The sequence below is a fragment of the Stutzerimonas decontaminans genome (assembly GCF_000661915.1).
GTDB classification, from domain to species: domain Bacteria; phylum Pseudomonadota; class Gammaproteobacteria; order Pseudomonadales; family Pseudomonadaceae; genus Stutzerimonas; species Stutzerimonas decontaminans.
Genome location: NZ_CP007509.1, coordinates 3564072 through 3583935 on the forward strand (window position 1 = coordinate 3564072; position 19864 = coordinate 3583935).

The 19864-nt window shown below is 62.5% G+C and carries 18 protein-coding genes; 15 read left to right on the top strand and 3 right to left on the bottom strand.

Annotated elements, in window-relative coordinates:
* Window positions 1-113 precede the first annotated feature (113 nt).
* From UIB01_RS16500 to UIB01_RS16560, 13 genes are all read left to right on the top strand, one after another.
* Window positions 114-449 carry a Rieske (2Fe-2S) protein gene (locus UIB01_RS16500; RefSeq protein ID WP_038665900.1) on the top strand — a complete coding sequence of 112 codons (336 nt, stop codon included), beginning with the start codon at window positions 114-116 and terminating at the stop codon, window positions 447-449.
* 31 nt (window positions 450-480) lie between these two features.
* A complete protein-coding gene (locus tag UIB01_RS16505; RefSeq protein ID WP_180983617.1) occupies window positions 481-2283 on the top strand; it encodes a protein-disulfide reductase DsbD in 1803 nt (600 codons plus the stop codon).
* A gap of 210 nt (window positions 2284-2493) precedes the next feature.
* Window positions 2494-2937 carry a type II 3-dehydroquinate dehydratase gene (gene aroQ, locus UIB01_RS16510; protein WP_038662877.1) on the top strand — a complete coding sequence of 148 codons (444 nt, stop codon included), beginning with the start codon at window positions 2494-2496 and terminating at the stop codon, window positions 2935-2937.
* 78 nt (window positions 2938-3015) lie between these two features.
* Window positions 3016-3474, top strand: coding sequence for an acetyl-CoA carboxylase biotin carboxyl carrier protein (accB, locus tag UIB01_RS16515; protein WP_038662880.1), 459 nt, complete (start codon window positions 3016-3018; stop codon window positions 3472-3474).
* Between the two features lie 17 nt (window positions 3475-3491).
* Complete coding sequence (accC, locus tag UIB01_RS16520; RefSeq protein ID WP_038662883.1) at window positions 3492-4841, top strand: acetyl-CoA carboxylase biotin carboxylase subunit; 1350 nt, start codon at window positions 3492-3494, stop codon at window positions 4839-4841.
* A gap of 146 nt (window positions 4842-4987) precedes the next feature.
* Window positions 4988-5869, top strand: coding sequence for a 50S ribosomal protein L11 methyltransferase (gene prmA, locus UIB01_RS16525; RefSeq protein WP_038662885.1), 882 nt, complete (start codon window positions 4988-4990; stop codon window positions 5867-5869).
* A 110-nt stretch (window positions 5870-5979) separates the two neighbouring features.
* A complete protein-coding gene (locus UIB01_RS16530; RefSeq protein WP_038662888.1) occupies window positions 5980-7221 on the top strand; it encodes a DUF3426 domain-containing protein in 1242 nt (413 codons plus the stop codon).
* 199 nt (window positions 7222-7420) lie between these two features.
* Window positions 7421-8434, top strand: coding sequence for a tRNA dihydrouridine synthase DusB (gene dusB / locus UIB01_RS16535; RefSeq protein ID WP_038662891.1), 1014 nt, complete (start codon window positions 7421-7423; stop codon window positions 8432-8434).
* Window positions 8431-8751 (top strand): DNA-binding transcriptional regulator Fis, encoded by a 321-nt coding sequence (fis, locus tag UIB01_RS16540; RefSeq protein ID WP_038662894.1) that lies wholly within the window; start codon window positions 8431-8433, stop codon window positions 8749-8751. The genes dusB and fis overlap by 4 nt, the downstream gene beginning before the upstream one ends.
* 76 nt (window positions 8752-8827) lie before the next feature.
* Window positions 8828-10432, top strand: a complete 1605-nt coding sequence (purH, locus tag UIB01_RS16545; protein WP_038662897.1) for a bifunctional phosphoribosylaminoimidazolecarboxamide formyltransferase/IMP cyclohydrolase — start codon at window positions 8828-8830, stop codon at window positions 10430-10432.
* Between the two features lie 45 nt (window positions 10433-10477).
* A complete protein-coding gene (locus UIB01_RS16550) occupies window positions 10478-11095 on the top strand; it encodes a hypothetical protein (RefSeq protein WP_146031069.1) in 618 nt (205 codons plus the stop codon).
* Between the two features lie 33 nt (window positions 11096-11128).
* Window positions 11129-12421 (top strand): phosphoribosylamine--glycine ligase, encoded by a 1293-nt coding sequence (gene purD / locus UIB01_RS16555; protein ID WP_038662903.1) that lies wholly within the window; start codon window positions 11129-11131, stop codon window positions 12419-12421.
* A gap of 116 nt (window positions 12422-12537) precedes the next feature.
* Window positions 12538-15345 (top strand): hybrid sensor histidine kinase/response regulator, encoded by a 2808-nt coding sequence (locus UIB01_RS16560; RefSeq protein ID WP_038662906.1) that lies wholly within the window; start codon window positions 12538-12540, stop codon window positions 15343-15345.
* Window positions 15346-15358: 13 nt separating this feature from the next.
* Here UIB01_RS16560 and UIB01_RS16565 read toward each other — a convergent pair whose 3' ends face one another.
* Window positions 15359-16609, bottom strand: a complete 1251-nt coding sequence (locus UIB01_RS16565) for a cytochrome P450 (RefSeq protein WP_038662909.1) — start codon at window positions 16607-16609, stop codon at window positions 15359-15361.
* Between the two features lie 223 nt (window positions 16610-16832).
* Here UIB01_RS16565 and UIB01_RS16570 point away from each other — a divergent pair, with 223 nt between their 5' ends.
* Both UIB01_RS16570 and UIB01_RS16575 read left to right on the top strand, forming a co-directional pair.
* Complete coding sequence (locus tag UIB01_RS16570) at window positions 16833-17780, top strand: lysylphosphatidylglycerol synthase transmembrane domain-containing protein (protein ID WP_038662912.1); 948 nt, start codon at window positions 16833-16835, stop codon at window positions 17778-17780.
* 114 nt (window positions 17781-17894) lie between these two features.
* Window positions 17895-18623 (top strand): VC0807 family protein, encoded by a 729-nt coding sequence (locus tag UIB01_RS16575; protein WP_038662915.1) that lies wholly within the window; start codon window positions 17895-17897, stop codon window positions 18621-18623.
* A gap of 60 nt (window positions 18624-18683) precedes the next feature.
* On the opposite strand, the gene UIB01_RS23120 is transcribed toward UIB01_RS16575, so the two are convergent.
* Together UIB01_RS23120 and UIB01_RS16580 are read right to left on the bottom strand one after the other, a co-directional pair.
* Window positions 18684-18872: a small membrane protein YohP gene (locus tag UIB01_RS23120; RefSeq protein WP_146031068.1), complete on the bottom strand. Its 189-nt coding sequence runs from the start codon at window positions 18870-18872 to the stop codon at window positions 18684-18686.
* A 12-nt stretch (window positions 18873-18884) separates the two neighbouring features.
* Window positions 18885-19784, bottom strand: a complete 900-nt coding sequence (locus UIB01_RS16580) for an AEC family transporter (RefSeq protein ID WP_038662918.1) — start codon at window positions 19782-19784, stop codon at window positions 18885-18887.
* Window positions 19785-19864: the final 80 nt, after the last annotated feature.

The following is a 19864-nucleotide window of genomic DNA, read 5'->3' on the forward strand; positions in this document are numbered from 1 at the left end:
GGTATGAGCGACGAAGGATAAGAGCGCGCCGCGGCAGCCGCCACCCCGATAGGCGTTATCGGGCCGCACGCAACACTTTGCTGCGATAATCGCCGCCTCTGGCGGAGGACATGATGATTCGATTGTGCGCGACATCCGAACTGCTCGAAGGGCAGAGCCGCGGCTTCACGGTTGGCGAACTGAAGGTGATCGCCGTTCGACGCGATGGCCTGCCGTACCTGTACGAGAATCGCTGCCCACACCGCGGCGTGCCCCTGGAATGGCAGCCCGACCAGTTCCTCGACGACAGCGGCAGCCTGCTGCAATGCGCAACCCATGGGGCGCTGTTTCTCATCGAATCCGGCGAGTGCGTGGCCGGCCCCTGCGCCGGCCAGGCGCTGCGCCAACTGGATGTAGTCGAGGACCAGAACAGCATCTGGTTGCAAACTGATCGGCAGAGCGACAGTTGAGCGCGGGCGCCGACGCCCGCGCTTGGTTATCATGCCGCCACAGCTTTACCGTGAGATCGCCATGCTTCGCCTGCTGAGTCTGCTGCTCCTGCTCTTTGCGCTTCCCGCCAACGCTGGCCTGTTCGACAGCAAACCGAGCGCAGCCCTTGGTGGCGCGCTGAATAACAGTGGCGACTTCCTGCCCGTGCGTGAGGCCTTCCGCCTGAGTCTGGTGGAAGCCGCCCCCGAACGAATCACGCTGCGCTTCGTCGCAGCGGAGGGCTACTACCTCTATCGACACCGCTTTGCTTTTAAGAGCAGCGAGGCGAACGTCACGCTCGGCGAGGCGCAACTGCCCGCAGGCGAGCCCAAGGTCGACGACTATTTTGGCGAAATCGAAGCCTATTACGGCATCCTCGATATCGAAATACCGGTCACCAACCCGGACAACCGCCCTTTCGTTCTGCAGGTGTCCTATCAGGGTTGCGCCGACAAGGGGCTGTGCTACCCGCCGGAAACCGAATCGCTGCCCATTGGTGACGGGGCAGCGTCGACGACGACTGCCGCCGGCGATCAGTCCAGCGAACGCGATCTTTCTTGGAAAGCCATTGCCCTCTTCTTCCTGGCCGGCCTGGGCCTGACCTTCACACCCTGTGTGCTGCCGATGCTGCCGATCCTCACTGGTGTCGTGCTGCGTGACCAACCAGGCGGCATGCGCAGCTTTCTGCTCTCGCTGGCCTATGTGTTGCCGATGGCGGGCGGCTTCGCCCTGCTCGGCGCGCTGATGGGGGTATTCGGAGCAGAGCTGAATCTGCAGGCCCGCCTGCAGTCACCCTGGGTGCTTGTGCCATTTGCGCTGTTCTTCGTTGCCTTTGCCCTCTCCATGTTCGGCCTTTTCGAGCTGCGCCTTCCCCAGACACTCAGCAGCCGACTCGACCGCCTCGCTGGCAATGCTCGAGGCGGCTCGTTCACCGGCGCCGCGCTTCTTGGCGCGGTGTCCAGTCTGCTGGTATCGCCCTGCGTCTCCGCCCCACTGGCCGGCGCACTGTTGTACATCAGCGCCAGCGGCGACGCGCTGGGCGGAGGCCTGAAGCTGTTCGCCCTGGGCCTGGGCATGGGTGCCCCGCTGGTACTGTTCGCCACGGGTGGCGGGGCCCTGCTACCCAAGAGCGGCCTCTGGATGATCAGCGTGCGCAACGTATTCGGTGTGCTTCTGTTAGCCGTCGCCGTCTGGATGCTCGAACGCGTACTGCCTGGCCCGCTGGCGCTAGCATTGTGGGGCCTGCTGGCCGCCGGCAGCGCAGTCTTTCTTGGCACGCTTGAGTTCACCAGCAAGACACCACGGCAAAAGCTCGCCCAACTAGCCGGCCTGGTATTGCTGGTCTATGCGCTGGCGGCCTGGGTCGGCGCATTGCAGGGTGGCTCGGACCCGCTCCGACCGCTACCGCATGCCATTGGCGGATCAACGCCAAGCAGCATGGCCGGCGAAGGCTGGCACACGATCTCTACGCCTGCAGAGCTCGACGCACAACTGGCCGCGGCCCGCGCTGCCGGCCAACCACTGATGCTGGACTGGTATGCCGACTGGTGCATCAGCTGCAAGGTGATCGAACGCGAGGTCTTCGCCAATCCGCAGGTAGCGCCGCGCCTGGCCGACTATCGTCTAATCCGCTTCGATATCACCGAAAGCAACGCAGCCCAGCGCAGCTTGCTGGACCGTTACAAGCTGTTCGGCCCGCCGGCCATCCTGTTCTTCGATCGCAGCGGTAACGAGATGGGCGATGTCCGCGTAGTCGGCGAAATAGACGCCTCCGGCTTCGCCGAGCGATTGGACCGTGCCGCTGGGTTGTTATAACCCGCAAAGGGAGGCTTTTCAGCCTCGCCCGCTGCACTTCCGATCATCGCACCCCACAAATCGAATGCGGCAATCTTCAGACATAATGCGGGCATTTCCTTCGATCGAGACATGACTGGACAGTCAGCCCTCGCTTGGGGCATAGTTTTTCACCTTCGCGACCCAGCCGCCATTGGCCGGCCAGCGCATCCAGAAAAACAAGGAACATCAATGGCCACGCTTCTGGTCCTGCACGGGCCGAATCTGAATCTGCTCGGTACCCGCGAGCCAGGCGTCTACGGCGCAGTGACGCTGGCGCAGATCAACCAGGATCTGGAGCAGCACGCCCGTGATCGCGGACACCATCTGCTGCATCTGCAATCCAACGCCGAGTACGAGCTGATCGAGCGCATCCATGCCGCCCGTAGCGAAGGCGTCGACTTCATTCTGATCAATCCCGCGGCATTCACGCATACCAGCGTCGCATTACGTGACGCATTGCTGGCCGTGAGCATCCCATTCATCGAAGTGCACCTGTCCAACGTGCACAAGCGTGAACCTTTCCGCCATCACTCCTACTTTTCCGATATCGCGGTGGGTGTGATCTGCGGCCTTGGCGCCAGCGGCTACCGGCTGGCCTTGGAGGCCGCCCTGGAACAACTCGCTGCTTCCTGAGGGACCCGCACGCACGGCGTCGTGTCTTGAAGAAGCGAGCAGCAATGCCCTTTGAACTTACCTCGGAGTCAATGCTTCATGGATATTCGCAAAGTCAAAAAGCTGATCGAACTGCTGGAAGAGTCCGGTATCGACGAACTGGAAATCCACGAGGGTGAAGAGTCGGTACGAATCAGCCGCCACAGCAAGCAGGTCGCGATGCAGCAGCCCATCTACGCCCAGGCTCCGGCTGCACCTGCTCCCGCTCCGGTAGCTGCCGCCGCCCCAGCTGGCGACGCCGCCCCTGCCGCGCCCAAGCTGAACGGCAACGTGGTCCGCTCGCCGATGGTCGGCACCTTCTACCGTGCATCCTCGCCGGAATCCAAGGCGTTCGTCGAAGTCGGTCAGAGCGTGAAGAAGGGCGACATCCTCTGCATCGTAGAAGCCATGAAGATGATGAACCACATCGAGGCCGAGATCAGCGGCACCATCGAATCCATCCTGGTGGAGAATGGTCAGCCGGTCGAATACGACCAGCCGCTGTTCACCATCGTTTGAACCGCGGAGAGCCAGCGATGTTGGAAAAAGTACTGATCGCCAACCGCGGCGAGATCGCCCTTCGAGTTCTGCGCGCTTGCAAGGAACTGGGCATCAAGACCGTGGCTGTGCACTCCACTGCCGACCGTGACCTGATGCACGTGTCGCTGGCCGACGAGTCCGTCTGCATCGGCCCGGCCGCCTCTGCCAAGTCCTACCTGAGCATCCCGGCGCTGATCGCCGCTGCCGAAGTCACCGGAGCCGACGGCATCCATCCCGGCTACGGTTTCCTCGCCGAGAACGCCGACTTCGCCGAACAGGTGGAGAAGTCCGGCTTTACCTTCATCGGCCCAACCGCCGACGTCATTCGCCTGATGGGTGACAAGGTGTCCGCCAAGGACGCGATGAAGCAGGCCGGCGTGCCGACCGTTCCGGGCTCTGACGGCCCGCTGCCGGAAGACGAGAAGGAAGCGCTGCGCATCGCCCGTGAAGTGGGCTACCCGGTGATCATCAAAGCCGCCGGCGGCGGCGGCGGTCGCGGCATGCGCGTCGTGCACAAGGAAGAGGACCTGATCGCTTCGGCCAAACTGACCCGCAACGAAGCAGGGGCAGCCTTCGGCAATCCGATGGTTTACCTCGAGAAATTCCTGACCAATCCACGCCACGTGGAAATCCAGGTACTGGCCGACGGCCAGGGTAACGCGATCCACCTGGGCGACCGCGACTGCTCGCTGCAGCGCCGTCACCAAAAGGTGATCGAGGAAGCCCCAGCCCCGCTGATCGACGAAGAGGCCCGCCGCAAGGTCCAGGCCCGCTGCGTCAAGGCGTGCATCGACATCGGCTACCGCGGCGCCGGCACGTTCGAGTTCCTTTATGAAGACGGCAACTTCTACTTCATCGAGATGAACACCCGCGTTCAGGTCGAGCATCCGGTTACCGAAATGGTCACCGGCATCGACATCGTCAAGGAGATGCTGCTGATCGGTGGCGGCCAGAAGCTGTCGATCAAGCAGGAAGATGTCGTCATCCGCGGCCATGCCGTCGAATGCCGCATCAACGCCGAAGACCCGCGTACCTTCATGCCCAGCCCAGGCAAGGTGAAGCACTTCCATGCGCCGGGCGGCAACGGCGTGCGCGTCGATTCGCACCTCTACGACGGTTACTCGGTTCCACCGCACTACGATTCGCTGATCGGCAAGTTGATCACCTTCGGGGCGAACCGCGACGAGGCCATGGGCCGCATGCGCAACGCACTGGACGAGCTGATCGTCGATGGCATCAAGACCAACGCCCCGCTGCACCGCGATCTGGTGCGCGACCCCGGCTTCTGCAGGGGCGGCGTAAACATCCATTATCTGGAGAAGAAACTGGGTATGGACAAGCACTGAGCCCCGCTCGGCGCTGTACTACAGAGGCTGCCTTCGGGCGGCCTCTGTCGTTTTTGAAAGCCGCGACCCGATACCCTACCCTGGCCGCGACTCGCACCCTCCAGTAAGCTTGCCGGCTTTACCGCGACCCCATTCGAGAGGCTTCCATGTCCTGGCTGCAGATCCGACTCGCCATCACCCCCGATCAGGCCGAAGCACTGGAGAACCAGCTGCTGGATCTGGGCGCGGTCTCCGTGACGTTCATGGACGCCGAAGATCAGCCGATCTTCGAACCGGATCTCAACACCACCCCGCTGTGGTCGCACACGCACCTGCTGGCACTGTTCGAAGCCGATACCGACCCGGACTCCCTGCTCGCGCACCTGCAGCTGTTGCGCGGTGGCGAATTGCCCGAGCACCAGGTCGAGGTGATCGAAGACCAGGATTGGGAGCGCAGCTGGATGGACAACTTCCAGCCGATGCGTTTCGGCCGCCGCCTGTGGATCGTGCCCAGCTGGCATTCGGCACCCGAGCCCGATGCAGTGAACCTGCTACTGGACCCCGGACTGGCCTTCGGCACCGGGACCCACCCCACCACGGCACTCTGTCTCGAATGGCTGGATGCTCAATCCCTGCATGGCCAATCGCTGTTGGATTTCGGTTGCGGCTCGGGAATCCTGGCGATTGCCGGTCTGCTGCTGGGTGCCGAACATGCCGTCGGCACCGATATCGACACCCAGGCACTGGACGCCTCGCGCGACAATGCCGAACGTAACGGGATCGCCGAGGAGCGCTTCGCGCTATATCTGCCCGAAGCACTGCCGGAGGAGCCAGCAGATGTAGTGGTCGCCAATATCCTGGCCGGGCCGCTCGTTTCGCTCGCGCCGCGCATCACCGCACTGGTCAAGCCCGGCGGCCGTCTGGCGCTGTCCGGCATCCTGGCCGAGCAGGCGGAGGAGGTACGCGCCGCTTATAGCGAGGCATTCGAACTCGACCCAACCGCAGACAAGGACGGCTGGGTGCGCATCAGCGGCATCCGTCGTGCATGATGAGCGGCTTGCGACTTCGCCCGCACACTCGCATAGCCGCCGCGCCGGCCTACTGCCGCTCGGCGACCGGCTTACGCTAGACTAGCCGGCACATTCGCGCGGAAACACGCATGACCAGCTTCATCACCCAGTGTCCCAACTGCAGCACCCGCTTCCGTATCAGCCGCAGCCAATTGCGCGCGGCCCACGGCGCAGTGCGCTGCGGCGCCTGCCTGGAAGTGTTCAACGCAGTCCACCATCTGCTACGCGACGAGCCGGACCCAGCGCAGCCACTGAGCGCCCCCCATGCCGCGTCTATCAAGGCGCAAGCGGTCGAGACCGCCAAGATCGTCGAACCGGCACCGACCGCCAAGACTGATGAAACCTTGTGGATTCATGACGACCTGGATCTCGACAGCCTTGATCTGGACGAAGAGCTGGCCAAGCTGGAGCAGCAGGAGCGCGAACTGGCGCGTGATCTGCTCCACCTTGAAACCGAAACCGCTGTCCCGGCACCCCGCACAGCGAAGACGGACGCAGCAGCCGAGCACGATGAAAGCTGGGCAGAGATCCTTCTGCATGCCGAACGCAGCACCGAGCAGCCATCGGATAAGCAAGGCGACGAGATCATCCACTTCACTCCGGTCACGCTGGACTCACCAAAGCCGCCAAGCCCCCTGGCAATTGACTCCAGGCAGAAGAATATCGGCAACGCGCAGCAAGCTCGCGTCGAGCGCGTCGAGCCGGAGCTGGCGGCTTCGCCTGAGCCAGAAAACCTGGAGGACGCCGCCTCCCCAACCGAACCGCGCCGCGAACCTGACCTGCGTGGCGAACCGCTGTTCGAACTCGACGACGAACCGTTACAACTGGACTGGCAGGAACGCAAGAAGCCCTGGGGACGTTGGCTGGGCTGGGGCGCACTGAACCTCCTCGCCGTGCTGGCCTTGGGGGCACAGTACGTCGCCTACAACTTCGAAGAACTTTCGCGCCAGCACCAGTACCGGATCTGGTTCGAGCGCGTCTGCCCGACATTAGGCTGTGAATTGCCTGCACTGGTCGACATAGACCAGATCAAGAGCAGCAATCTGGTGGTGCGAAGCCACCCCGAATTTACTGGCGCCCTGGTAGTGGACGCGATTCTCTACAACCGTGCGGCCTTCGCGCAGCCGTTCCCGCTGCTGGAAATCCGCTTCGCCGACCTGAACGGCAAACTGCTCGCCAGCCGCAGCTTCAAACCCAGTGAATACCTGTCCGGCGAGCTCGCAGGACGATCACAGATGCCGCCGCAGGTGCCTATCCACATCGCACTGGACATCCTTGACCCCGGCGCCAAGGCCGTTAACTACAGCCTGAGCTTCCATTCGCCCGAATAGCATCGGCGAACGCCCTGATGCGCCCTGACGGCGCTCCTATCCCCGGCTCCTGCCTTATCCAAACTCTCGGCGATAAGGCGACCGCTGTTCAGAATTTGTTCAAAACAGCCTTTAACCCGTCATGCGTAGCGGGTATTATGCCCACCCTTTTTTGCAGTCCCGATCGACCTAACAAGCAGGCCCCAAGCAGGGAATCTTCATGTCAGCGGTACGCATCGGCCCCTACACCTTGACCAATCCGTTGATCCTCGCGCCCATGGCCGGCGTGACCGATCAGCCGTTCCGCCAGCTGTGTCGCCGCTTCGGCGCGGCCCTGGTGGTCTCGGAAATGCTCACCAGCGATGTGCGCCTGTGGAACAGCCGCAAGTCGCGCCTGCGCATACCGCATGCCGACGAGCCCGAGCCGCGCTCCGTACAGATCGCCGGTGGCGATCCGCAGATGCTCGCTGATGCCGCACGGCGCAATGTGGAACTAGGGGCCCAGATCATCGACATCAACATGGGCTGCCCGGCGAAGAAGGTTTGCAACAAGGCCGCCGGCTCGGCATTGATGCGCGATGAGCGGCTGGTCGCGGAAATTCTCGCAGCCGTGGTCGCCGCCGTGGACGTGCCGGTGACGCTGAAGATCCGTACCGGCTGGGATAGGCAGAACAAGAACGGTCTGACCGTCGCGCATATCGCCGAGCAGTCGGGCATTGCGGCGCTTGCCGTTCACGGGCGAACCCGCGCCGACCTGTACACCGGCGAGGCCGAGTACGAGACCATCGCCGCCATCAAGCAGGCGGTGTCCATCCCGGTGTTCGCCAATGGCGATATCGACTCGCCACAAAAGGCTGCCCGGGTGCTGCGTGCAACCGGAGTGGACGGCCTGCTGATCGGACGTGCGGCGCAGGGTCGCCCGTGGATTTTTCGCGAAGTGGAGCATTATCTACGCACCGGCGAACTGCTCGCGGCGCCGACGCTGGATGAAGTTGAAAGCACCCTGCTGGAGCATGTGCAGGCGCTGCATGAATTCTATGGCGAGGTGATGGGAGTCCGTATCGCCCGCAAACACGTGGGTTGGTATCTCACAACACTGCCGGGCGCGCGGGACTTCCGTGCCCGTTTCAATCATCTGGAAGACAGGGATGCACAGGGCCTCAGCATCCGGCAATTCTTTGCCGAACAACGCTCAGGGCCTGGCTCGGTGGATGGAACAGAGGTGGCCGCATGACGCTGTTGAATGAAACATTGGTAAGTGGAACAACATCCGTGAGTGACAACGTGAACCTCAAGCAGCACCTGAACACGCCGAGCGAAGCGGGACAGACGCTACGAGGCAGCGTCGAGAAGGCGCTGCACAACTATTTCGCCCGACTCGAAGGTGCCGACGTCACGGACGTTTACAACCTCGTACTTTCCGAAGTGGAAGCGCCGCTGCTGGAAACCGTGATGAATTACGTCAAGGGCAACCAGACCAAGGCTTCCGAGCTGCTGGGCCTGAACCGCGGCACCCTGCGCAAGAAACTCAAACAGTACGACCTGCTCTGACGCGACTGCCGGCAGGTGCGGCTGTCCGCGCCTGCCGGCTTCGCGGCCTCAAGCCTGTAGCCTCTAGGAAACGTCAATGACCGACCAAACCACCCGCCTTCCCGTGCGCCGCGCGCTGATCAGCGTGTCCGACAAGACCGGCGTCGTCGATTTCGCCCGTGAACTCGAAGCCCTCGGCGTCGAGATCCTCTCCACCGGCGGTACCTTCAAGCTGCTGCGCGAGAACGGCATCGCTGCCGTCGAAGTCGCCGACTACACCGGCTTCCCGGAGATGATGGACGGCCGGGTGAAGACTCTGCACCCGAAGATCCACGGCGGCATCCTTGGTCGTCGTGACCTGGACGGCGCAGTGATGGCCGAGCATGGCATCGCGCCGATCGATCTGGTGGCGGTCAACCTCTATCCGTTCGCCGCCACCGTGGCCAAGCCCGGCTGCACCCTGCCGGACGCCATCGAGAACATCGACATCGGCGGCCCGACCATGGTCCGCAGCGCGGCGAAGAACCACAAGGACGTCGCCATCGTGGTCAATGCCGAGGACTACGCGGCAGTGGTCGACAACCTGAAGAACGGTGGGCTGACCTACGCCCAGCGCTTCGACCTGGCGCTGAAGGCGTTCGAACACACCGCCGGCTACGACGGCATGATCGCCAATTACCTCGGCGGCATCGACCAGAGTACCGAGCAGCTCAGCACCGACAATCGCAGCCTGTTCCCGCGCACCTACAACATGCAGTTCATCAAGGCGCAGGACATGCGCTACGGCGAGAACCCGCACCAGCAGGCCGCCTTCTACGTCGAGAAGCCGGACGAAGCCTGCGTCGCCACCGCCAGGCAACTGCAGGGCAAAGAGCTGTCGTTCAACAACGTGGCCGACACCGACGCCGCGCTGGAGTGCGTGAAGAGCTTCGTCAAGCCTGCCTGCGTGATCGTCAAGCATGCCAACCCCTGCGGCGTCGCCGTGGTACCGGAAGACGAAGGCGGCATCCGCAAGGCCTACGACCTGGCCTACGCCACCGACAGCGAGTCGGCGTTCGGCGGCATAATCGCCTTCAACCGCGAGCTGGACGGCGAGACCGCCAAGGCCATCGTCGAGCGCCAGTTCGTCGAAGTGATCATCGCGCCCAAGGTTTCTCAAGCTGCGCGCGACGTGGTGGCCAGCAAGGCCAATGTGCGTCTGCTCGAATGCGGCGAGTGGCCGGCCGAGCGCAGCCCGGGCTGGGACTACAAGCGCGTCAACGGCGGCCTGCTGATCCAGAGCCGCGACATCGGCATGATCACCGAAGCAGACCTGAAGATCGTCACCCAGCGCGCGCCGACCGAGCAGGAGATCCATGACCTGATCTTCGCCTGGAAAGTGGCCAAGTTCGTCAAGTCCAACGCCATCGTCTACGCCAAGAACCGCCAGACCGTCGGCGTTGGTGCCGGCCAGATGAGCCGCGTCAACTCCGCGCGCATCGCCGCGATCAAGGCCGAACATGCCGGCCTGCCGGTTCCGGGTGCGGTGATGGCCTCGGACGCGTTCTTCCCGTTCCGCGATGGCATCGACAACGCGGCCAAGGCCGGTATCACTGCGGTGATCCAGCCGGGTGGCTCGATGCGCGACGCCGAGGTGATCGCCTCGGCCAACGAGGCCGGCATTGCCATGGTGTTCACCGGCATGCGCCACTTTAGACACTAAGCGAGGAGCAGTGCGGGGCACCACCCCGCACTGTCAGGGAGAGGAATGGTCATGCGTAGGATTGGACTCGCTATCCTGGTGCTTGCAGCGCTATGGCTGAGCGGCTGTGCTCACCGTTCAACCTTCACCCAAGAAAAACGGCAAAGTGATTTTCAGCCAGCGGAGATCCAAGAGCTGTACATATATGCGTTTCTGGACGCGCGCCGGGAGTACATGGGCGAAGCGCTATTCCCGGTGCTCCAGAAAACATTGAGCGCCCGCCTGCAGGCACATGGCGTTAACGCTCACTGGCTCTGGTTCGAAGACTCTCCGGTCGGAGAGCATTTTTCCGCTTCGGAGCAAGGCAGCTCCGAGGGCTATGGAAAGATGATTCCGGTCCCTCTGGTGCTGATGCTCAACAAACAGCAGGAAGAGAAGACCAAGGCGAGCCATCGACTGGTGATATTTCCCAAGACGGTCGGCCTGACAGGCATCCATCAAGCCGAGCGCGAATACTACGCATCGCTGACCTGGACCTTGTCGCGTGTAACCGCCAGCGAAGCCCCCGTATTTAAAGGAAGCTCCATTTTTTACAGCCGACCCAGGCGTGCCACCGAAGACCTGCAACGCGACGTGGACTCGCTGGTCGACGACTTCATCAATGAGCTGTATGCGGACAAGTGACGCGGCTCGAACAACGGATAGCAGAGAATCTCCATGAACGTACTGATCATTGGCAGCGGCGGTCGCGAGCATGCCCTGGCCTGGAAGGTCGCGCAGGACCCACGCGTTGCCAAGGTTTTCGTCGCCCCGGGCAACGCCGGCACCGCCACTGAAGCCAAGTGCGAGAACGTCGCCATCGACGTGCTGGCCATCGAGCAACTGGCGGACTTTGCCGCGGCCAACGTGCAGTTAACCATCGTCGGCCCCGAGGCACCGCTGGTCAAAGGCGTGGTCGATCTGTTCCGCAGCCGCGGCCTGGACATCTTCGGCCCGACCGCCGCGGCCGCGCAGCTCGAAGGTTCTAAGGCGTTCACCAAGGACTTCCTGGCTCGCCACGCGATCCCGACCGCCGACTACCAGAACTTCACCGAAGTCGAACCGGCCCTGGCCTACCTGCGTGAGAAAGGTGCGCCGATCGTTATCAAGGCCGACGGTCTGGCGGCGGGCAAAGGCGTGATCGTTGCCATGACCCTGGAAGAAGCAGAGGAAGCCGTACGCGACATGCTCTCCGGCAACGCCTTTGGCGACGCTGGCGCACGCGTAGTGATCGAGGAATTTCTCGACGGCGAGGAAGCCAGTTTTATCGTCATGGTCGACGGCGAGCACGTCCTGCCGATGGCCACCAGCCAGGATCACAAGCGCGTCGGCGACGGCGACAGCGGCCCGAACACCGGTGGCATGGGCGCCTACTCCCCCGCACCGGTCGTCACCGCCGAAGTGCATAAGCGCGTGATGGACGAGGTGATCTACCCGACCGTGCGCGGCATGGCTGCCGAAGGCAACGTCTACACCGGCTTCCTCTATGCCGGACTGATGATCGACCAGAACGGCGCGCCGAAAGTCATCGAGTTCAACTGCCGCTTCGGCGATCCGGAAACCCAGCCGATCATGGTGCGCCTGGAATCCTCGCTGGTCCTGCTGATCGAGGCCGCACTGGCCAAGGCACTGAACAAGGTAGAGGCCACCTGGGATCCGCGCCCGACCGTGGGCGTGGTACTGGCAGCTGGCGGCTACCCGGGCGACTACGCCAAGGGCGACGTGATAGAAGGCCTGGACGACGCAGCCGTGCTGGATGGCAAGGTGTTCCATGCCGGCACCGCGCTGAACGCCCAAGGCCAAGTGGTCACTGCCGGCGGCCGCGTACTGTGCGCGACCGCCATCGGCCGTAGCGTGTCCGAGGCGCAGCAGCAGGCCTACCGTCTGGCGGAAAAAATCCGCTGGAACGGCTGTTTCTATCGCAAGGACATCGGCTATCGCGCCATCGCCCGGGAGCGCGGTGAGGGTTAAGCCCAGCCTGTCATCAGGAATGCGTGCGGCGCCAGGTTTTATCGCCGCCGCACGCATTACAGGCCGGTGGCGGCATGGCTATAATCCGCCGTCACACACATGAACGGACTTCTCTAGTGGGTCGGCTCCGGATTGCCATCGCTGTCATCTTCGGCCTGCTGCTGATCAACCTGATCCCGCTGTCGGTCCAGGCTGCCATTGCCCAGTCGTCGCCCTCCCCTGCCCTGACTGCCGAAGCTGATTCAGTACCGCAGAACTGGCGAATCCTCATCGACCAGTCCGGCGCGCTCACTCTCGACGAAGTGCTGTCTCAGCGAGCGCTGTTCCAGCGACTCGAGAAGCTCTCTTACAGCGCCCCGGCCAGTAATCGCGCCGTCTGGCTACAGGTCAGTCTTCCCTCCTTGACCAAGCCCAAGTGGCTCTGGCTGTTCGCGCCCCGTGTGCAGTATCTGGATTTTTACCTGCTACGTGACGGGCAGCTGGAACAACACACCGCCACCGGCGAACTGCGCCCGCTCAGCGCCAGACCACTGCCCAATCGAGCCTACCTGTTCAGCCTGCCGAATGACGGGCAGCCACGGGAAGCCTACATCCGCATGCAATCCAGCCACCCGGTGATGACCTGGTTCAAGACCATCGACGACAGCGGGCTGGTCAGTCAGACCAAACCGGCCTATCTGTTTGGCGCCCTGTTCGGCGCGCTGGCCTTGTTGATGGTGTACAACCTGCTGCGCTTCGCCTACACGCTCAGTTCCACGCATATCTGGCTGAGCCTGCTGCATGGTGCGCTGCTGGTCTGCGCCATAGCCAATCTCGGGGTGTTGGCGGTCTGGCTGCCGGGACTCACCTACAGTCAACCGCTGATCGCTGATCTGGCTGCGCTGATGGCCAGTACGACACTGCTCGGCTACACGCTGGGCTTCTTTCATCACCGTGGCCGTACCTGGATCACTTGGCTGCTGGGCATTGAGCTGAATCTGCTCCTAGCCCTGGCCGGCAGCATCCTGCTCAGCCAATGGCCCTGGTACAGCTGGCTGATCTATTCGATGAGCCTGGTCGCTTCGTTCAGCACGCTGTTCGTTGCGCTCTACCATTGGCGCCAGGGATACCAGCCGGCACGGCTGGTTGTCGCCGGGCTGACGCTGTTCAACAGTGGCATGGTGTTTTTCATGCCGATGCTGCTCGGCTTCGACCAGCTCGATCCTGGCTGGCTGACCGGTGGGCTGTTCAGTCTGGCGACCCTTGGCGGCCTGCTGCTCAGCTTCGCACTGCTCGAGCGGCAACGTCAGCTGCAGACCGACAGCCGCACCCAGTACACCGCCGAAGCAGTTACCAGCGCCGAACTGAAAACCAAGGCTGACTTTCTGTCGAAGATCAGCCACGAACTTCGCACCCCGATGAATGGCGTACTGGGCATGAGCGAGCTGCTGTTGGGGACTTCGCTTTCAGCGAAACAGCGCGACTACGTGCAAACGATCCACAGCTCCGGCAATGAGCTGCTCAATTTAATCAACGAGATTCTCGATATTTCCAAGCTGGAGTCTGGCCAGATTGAGCTTGATGACGTGCAGTTCGACTTCAACGCGTTGATTGAGGATTGCCTGAGCATCTTCCGCGCCAAGGCGGAACAGCAAAAGGTCGAGCTGATCAGTTTCATCCAGCCGCAGCTGCCGCAAGTGGTAGCCGGCGATCCAACGCGCTTGCGCCAGACCTTGCTGAACCTGCTGGAAAATGCCTTCAAGCAGACTGACGAAGGCGAAGTGTTGCTGATCGCAGCGGTAGATGGCCCGCAGGACAAGCCCCGACTGCGCATTACCGTGCAAGACAGCGGGCGGCCGCTCGAGTCATACGAGCGCGATGCGCTGCTCAACGCAGCGGTGGACAGCCACGACTTTCTAGCCGCCACGCGTCATGGCGGGCGCCTCGGGCTGATCATTGCCCGCCAACTGGTACAGCTGATGGATGGCGATTTTGGCATCCAGACCGGCACGACTCAGGGCAACACGCTATGGATCAGCCTGCCGCTGGCCAGCGAAGGTCTGGCGCAGAACAATGCCGACCTCGACGGACCATTACAGGGCACACGTCTGCTGATCGTCGATGACAATGACACCTGCCGCAAGGTACTGGTCCAGCAGTGCAGCGCCTGGGGCCTGGAAGTCAGTGCCGTCGCATCCGGCAAGGAGGCGCTAGCCCTGCTACGCACCAAAGCCCATCTTCGGGAATACTTCGACGTGGTGCTGCTCGATCAGGACATGCCGGGTATGACGGGCATGCAGCTGGCGAGCAAGATCAAGGAAGACTCCAGCCTCAACCATGACATTCTACTGATCATGCTCACCGGCATGGGCAGCGCCCCGAGCAAGATCATCGCACGCAATGCTGGCATCAAGCGCATTCTGGCCAAGCCGGTCGCCGGCTATACGCTGAAGACCACTCTCGCCGATGAACTGGCGCAGCGCCAGCAGGGCAGCCAGCTACGCCAGACGGCGGCCGCTCAGCCGCTGACTCCGCTGGAGGTTCCCAGCGACTTCCGCATCTTAGTCGCCGAAGACAACAGCATCTCGACCAAGGTCATCCGCGGCATGCTGAACAAGCTCAACCTGCAGCCGGATACCGCCTGCAACGGCGAGGAGGCGCTGGAGGCGATCAAGACCCAGCCGTATGACCTGGTCCTGATGGATTGTGAAATGCCCGTGCTCGACGGCTTTCAGGCGACCCATCAGCTGCGCGAATGGGAAGCACGCAACGGACGCCCGCGCACGCCGGTGGTTGCCCTGACAGCACATATCCTCAGCGAACACCGCGAGCGCGCGCGCGAGGCCGGCATGGATGGTCACATGGCCAAGCCGGTGGAACTCTCGCACCTGCGCGAGCTGATCGATCACTGGGTTCGGGTCAAACAGGCCGAAAGCGTCGATTGAGCGCCCCGCTCCCTCAGCCAGCCAGCCGCTTCACATCGCTAATCAACAGTCCGCTTTGCGGTTTTGCCGGCATGCGCGTCAGATCGATGCGCAGATCCTGCGCTGGCACCGCGTACTCCATCTCCCGAGTCAGGGTGCGCAGCGCAACCTTCAGCAGTTCAATCGCCAGCCGTTCGCCTGGACAGCGATGACCCTCGGCCGGATCACCGCCGCCCTGGGTCACGAAGCTGAAGGCGTTGTCCTGCCAATCCACGAATCGTTCGGGCTGAAAGGCATCGGGCTCGCTCCAGCGGCTCGCCTCTCTGTTGGTCCCCCACAGATCGAGCATCACGCGCGTGCCCGCCGGGAAGTGGTAACCCTGCCACTCGAATCCTTCGCGCACCCGTGCGGCGGTAAACGGGAAGAATGCATGCAGGCGCCTTACTTCCTGCGCGAAGGGCTCGAGCATGGCATCGTCACTGCGCAGCCGCTCGCGCCACTGCGGGTGTGCCAACAATTCCAGCGCCCCGTAGATGATGAAATAGGAGACCGCCACGGTCGGGCGCAGCAGGTTGAGCAACTCGACTGCCGCCACCCGACTGTCGAGGCGAGAGCCATCTAGGTTGCGATGATGAGCGACGACCATGAGCGCCGTCGTCGGCGCGGCTTGCAGCTCACCCGAACGCGCCTGTTTGATTAGCTGTTGCAACCAGATTTCCGCTTCGCGCCGAGCCTTGCGCGCCGCCCAGTGCCGCGCGCCGATGCCGCCCGCGCCGTCGATCATGGCCACCAGCTGGTCTCGCCGCTCGGGCAATTCCGCGGATGGCAGTGGCACACCAGCCCAACGGCAGACGCTGTCGGTGAAGATGGACTGGACCTCGCTCATCAACTCGATATCGCTGCGCGCCTGCCACTCATCGATGGCGCGACACCAGCCTTGCTCGGTCAAGCGCACGACCTCATCAACGGCAGCGGAGTCCAGCAGCTGCATGAACATGCGCTTGCGCTGCCGATGCGCCTCGCCGTCCAGCCCCTGAACGCCACCCTCGCCGATCAATGTCTTTTTCAACATTCGCGGCATCGCCTTGTCCCGCTGCAGGTAGCGCTCGTCATAGAACAGCCGCGCTGCCTCTTGGCCACTCAGGCAGATGGTGTTCTGCATTAACAGTCGCGTCTGGAACAGGTTGCTATGCAAGCGCTGACAGCGGTCGCGGATGAATGGATAGCCTTCGCCAAGCAGTGCCAGGGAGCTTTCCAGATGCTCGTCACGGGGGATGTCGGTCATTGGCATACTCCTGTCAGCTAGGTCTGCAATCGACAGCGCATAGCTGGGAGCGTTGCCGAGGAACGCCCCGAGAGCCGGAAAACTGAACAAATACGGCCGGTTGCTGCCGATTATCTGGACGAGTCGCAACAGGTGGAGACTATCGACCTGACGACGACTCAGGGACGACCGGTGCGCGCTGACAGCGAGCGTGGCCGCCCCGCAGACTCCAAGGAGCCACGCAATGATGAAGAGGAGCGATGTCGCCTGGACCCTGATCGGGGTCTCGGCCGTGCTGCTGTCCGGCTATCTGCTATACCACGAAGTTCGCAACATCTCGCTTGCCGAACTCACAGACAGTTTGCACGCGATTGGTGCCGGCGGCTGGCTGCTGGCTGCGATATCGACCCTCGGCGCCTACGTCGCGCTGGCCTGGTACGACCGCATCGCCATGGCACATCTGGGCAAGAAGATATCCTGGTGGTTCATCACCCTCTGCTCGTTCACCACCTACGCCTTGGCCCACAACATAGGTGCGTCGGTTTTTTCCGGAGCCCTGGTGCGCTACCGCGCCTACCGCAGCAAGGGACTTACGCCACAGGAAATCGGCATCCTCATCGTCTTCTGCTCATTGACGTTCACCCTGGGCACCCTGTTCGCCGGTGGCGTCGTTCTGATCCTCAAGCCACAGCTGCTGGAGCGCATAGCGCACGGCGCCGGCTGGGTTTCGATCGCCATTGGTACCGGCCTGCTTGTATTGATCGCGCTCTATGTTTTCGGTGCCTGGCGTCAGCTGCCTGCCTGGCGCCTGGGCAAATGGCACATCGAATATCCGCGACTACCGATCGTAGCCCGCCAGCTGCTGGCCGGACCACTGGAGCTGCTCTGCGCGGCGGCAATCATCTACTTCGCACTGCCTGCGGAGAACAACCCGGGTTACCTGACAATCCTCGGCGTATTTCTCGCTTCGTTCTCCCTGGCGCTGCTGTCCCACGCGCCTGGAGGGCTCGGCGTACTGGAACTGACTTTTCTCGCCGCGCTCCCCGAGCTGCCTAAGGTCGATGTGCTGGCGGCGCTTATCGTCTTTCGCGGGTTCTACTTGTTGCTGCCATTCGCCCTCGCCATGCTGATCGTTCTGGCGTTCGAGCATGGCCAGTGGCGCATGCGGCGGAGCGACTCGGAGTGCCGCTGAAGCAGCATCTATCGCACTGCATAAAGGCGCTGACTACGCAGACCGACGAAGATGGTCTGGCGAACAGGCGCCACACAGGCGATCATGCAGCCCTCTTTCGACTAACTCGATGTCATGACCGATACCACCCAGACCCACGCCGAACATAAACCGCGTCCACTGATCGACCTGGCCGTCAGTATCGTGCTCCCCTCGCTAATCCTGATGAAGCTCAGTGGTGAAGAACGCCTGGGTGCCGACGGCGCTCTGCTGCTCGCCCTCGCCTTCCCGCTGGGCTGGGGGCTATGGGAGCGGGTCAAGTACCGCAAGTTCAACTGGATCGCCCTGCTTGGTTTGATCAGCGTCTTGCTGACCGGCGGCATAGGCCTGCTGCAGCTGGATACCCAGTGGCTGGCAATCAAGGAAGCTGCCGTGCCGGGCATCATCGGCATCGCCGTGCTGGCGTCGACGCGCACCCGCTACCCGCTGATTCGCACCCTGCTGTACAACCCCAAGGTGCTCAACGTCGACAAGATTCACCAGCAACTCGAGCACAACGGTCAGGTCGAGCACTTCGAGACACGCCTGCTGCGTGCGACCTACCTGCTCAGCGGCACCTTCTTTTTTTCGTCATTCATGAATTACGTGCTGGCCAAATGGATCGTCAACAGCCCGGCCGGCAGTGAAGCATTCAACGCCGAACTGGGCCGCATGACACTGCTCAGCTACCCGATGATCGCAATCCCCAGCATGCTGATGATGATGGCGATCTTCTACTATCTCTGGCGCACCATCCACGGCCTGACTGGCTTGCGGCTGGAAGACATCATGGCGGGGGCACAGGAGCAAGGCGGCAGCAAGTGACCGCGCATGAAAAAGGGCTGCACGGCGCGCGCCGAACAGCCCTAAAGCAACCCTGTTCCGTCAGAACAGCAGCTTGAAGATCCCGATCACCACGATCAGGCCGATGATGAAGATGATTCCCGCGGTCCCGCCAATGAATTTCAGCATGCTGCTCTCTCCCGTTTTTCCAAGTCTGTAATTTTGTGACAGCCCCGGCCCGAGGGCGTTCGTAAAATCCGACCTGCAAACGTCAAGATAGGCAACGAGCAACGGGCGAACGCCTCAGCCAGCGGCCAGCAGCATCCACAAGGGCAAGCTGACGGCTGCCGTCACGGTGGAGAGGAATACGGTCGAGCTGACCGCGCGGGTGTCATCGGAATGTTTCACGAAGGCCAGCACATTGACTCCGCTGGGGCAGGCGGCAAGCAGCACCAGCACATTGCGAGCATCCTGATTCAGCCCCGGCAGCAACCCGCTCAACCACCAGACCAGCGCAGGAAACAGCACCAGCTTGGTCAGTGTCAGCACCAGCACCGAGCCGCTTGGCCGCAACCGGTAACGCGACAGGCTGATACCCAGCACCATCAGCGCACAGGGCAGCGCCGCTTGCGCCAGCCATCCGGCCACCCGCCACAGCGGCTCGGGCAACGCCAGACCGGATAGATTCAGCAACGCCCCAAGCACCAGGCCGATGATCAGTGGATTCGCCAGATTCTTCAGCAAGGCGGGAACGCTAACCTTGTCGCCATCGCCCAGCGCGGCATAAAAGCTCTGCAAGGAGAACAGCACCAGGCTGTGGAAGACCAGGATGGCAAACACGTAGACCAGGCTTTCTGCGCCGAGCAGTGTCGTCACCAGCGGAATACCGACCAGCACATTATTCGAGTAGGCGGCCGTAAGACCCAACGGAGTCGCCCGTCCCGCCCGGTGATGAGCTACGAGGTTGACGAGGAGGAACACCAACAGAACAGGCAGGAAATACGCCAGCAGCAGCATCGGCGACATGCCGTCGTTCAGCTCGGCACGGGCAATGCCGGTAAACAACACGGCCGGCATGAACAGTTTGAAAGTGACACTGGCCAGCCCGGCGGCGCCTTCGTTGCTCAACCATTGCCGCCAGCCGAACAGATAGCCGAGCGTAATCAGACCGAAGATCGGCAGGATTGCCAACACCACCACCATGCTGCGCTTCCTCGCGAGAGCCGAACGTCAGGCCGCGACGAGGCGCGGGGGCGCAAGGATACACCGGTGACCGGGAAAAT